A 1,938-nucleotide genomic window follows, 5' to 3' on the forward strand; every position below is an offset into this window, starting at 1 on the left:
GCCGAATATTGCTCCGCCGTTCTCAACATTCGAAGACTCGAACTACTGACCTTCGCAAGTGGAACGCCAGGGGCCGGGGAGTGATCCTCGGCCCCTTTCGCATGCCCGCAGACCAGGCGCGGTGCCCGTCAATCGTGCACGACAGCCCCGGGTCGGGCATCGCGCAACATTGTTACACATCGGCGCAACGCGGTGCGGCCGAGGGGAAGGAACCTGCCTCTACCCTCCCAAACGCCCTCGCCCCCACGCCTCGCTTTCGCCTTCTTCAACGAAAATTGTGCATTTTTCCGGCCTGCTGCGCGGCCAAGGCCACCCCCCATCCGTCGCAACCGCCTAACATTCCTAATCAGGCGAAAAATCACGCGTGAAACCCGCAGAAAACAGCCATTTTTCAGGTTATGCCACCGACCTAATCGGACATAATATTTTTTGAGTTCTGACCTTATATCATTGAAAAACAACGGTTTTCAAAACGTGAGATATTACGTCTCATATATATAATCTGATTAGAATAATATTATGGATATATTATCGCTCAAGATATTGAAGAACCTACGATATTAGGAATGTTAGGAGGTTGCGACACACACCCATGTCCCTCAAGGTTCCCACGGTAGGCTGCGGCTTTTCGCGCTTGGTCCGCTTATGATCTCACATCCTGTGGTGGTGGCGCCGGCTGTGCGGATCTGTGCGCAAGGGTGCAGTTGGTGCGGGCGATCGCGGCGACGGGCGCAAGACGCGAAAATGCCAAGCGCCTTCCCGGATGGCGCCGGCATTAACGACGCCATCCGGGGGCTGATAGTCCGTTGGAGTAGGCGCGGAGGCGGACATGCAAAAGCGGCGAGGGAGGACCCTCGCCGCTCTGTTATTTGTTCACTTACTGTTCCGGCGTGTTCGCTTCACCCGCTCCAAGATCCTGTTCGGCACGAGCCGCAGTTGATTAAAAAATCCTTTTATTTTAGCTATTTCCAGGGCGGCCTCTGGTTGTCAGTGATTGCCCTTGTTCGCCTGCAATCGCGCAAGATCGGGGCCTAATTACGGGGCCTTGCAAAGGCTCCACACCACCGAGGCCCCCACATGATCGGCCCCCACCGAGTGGTCCGGGTTATTTGTCAGGCCGTGAACTCATAAAAAGCTTCTTGTGCGTTTGCTCGGCATATCAGTGCGGCGCTGCCACCTCAGCCTCTGCGTGTTCATTGCCGAAACCCTCGTTATCAACTGGACATGGCGTGCTGGGGTTATCGTCCCGACATGCTGAGGTGTCGGCATACATATCGCTATCGCATGCGGACGTGAGCATCAAAACTGCTGTGCTGGCCAAGGCTATAAAGAGCATTCGGTTCATACAGTAAAATTGCCGTGAAGCATGACTGAGGTGGTCCCGCCTTCTTGGACAATTTGGCGGCTAAGTTAAGCTAATCCCGGTTGTCGTTCACGCCGCCTGTTTGATCATCAGATCATGGGGGCATGCCCCCATGATCTGATTGCCCGATCCGCCGATAGGCCTCGGCCGGGGTTTTTCCGGCCAGGCCCGAGTGCGGACGCTGGGTGTTGTAATAGGTGATCCAGCGGCCAAGGCCAGCTTTCAACTCCGAGCCGGTTTCGAAGGCGTGGAGATAAACGCTTTCGTACTTCAGGGATCGCCAAAGGCGTTCGATGAAGACATTGTCCATCCACCGGCCCCGCCCGTCCATGCTGATGCGAACCTCGGCCTCGCGCAGCACAGTGGTGAAGGCCTGCGACGTGAACTGGCTGCCTTGGTCGGTGTTGAAGATCTCAGGCTTGCCGTAGCGAGCTAGCGCCTCCTCCAGCGCCGCGACGCAGAACCCTGCATCCATCGTATTCGATAGCCGCCACGCCAGCACCTTCCGGGTTGCCCAGTCCATGATCGCAACCAGGTACAGGAAGCCGCGCCGCATCGGGATGTAGGTCACATCG

General features: G+C 56.6%; 1 protein-coding gene. It reads right to left on the minus strand.

Annotated features, from left to right (window positions below; all coding sequences use genetic code 11):
- Positions 1–1,457 precede the first annotated feature (1,457 nt).
- Positions 1,458–1,938: IS3 family transposase (locus OKA11_RS24265; RefSeq protein ID WP_267225177.1), on the minus strand; the 481-nt coding region annotated here is incomplete at its 5' end.

The sequence above is a fragment of the Novosphingobium clariflavum genome (assembly GCF_026420865.1).
Lineage (GTDB): Bacteria > Pseudomonadota > Alphaproteobacteria > Sphingomonadales > Sphingomonadaceae > Novosphingobium > Novosphingobium clariflavum.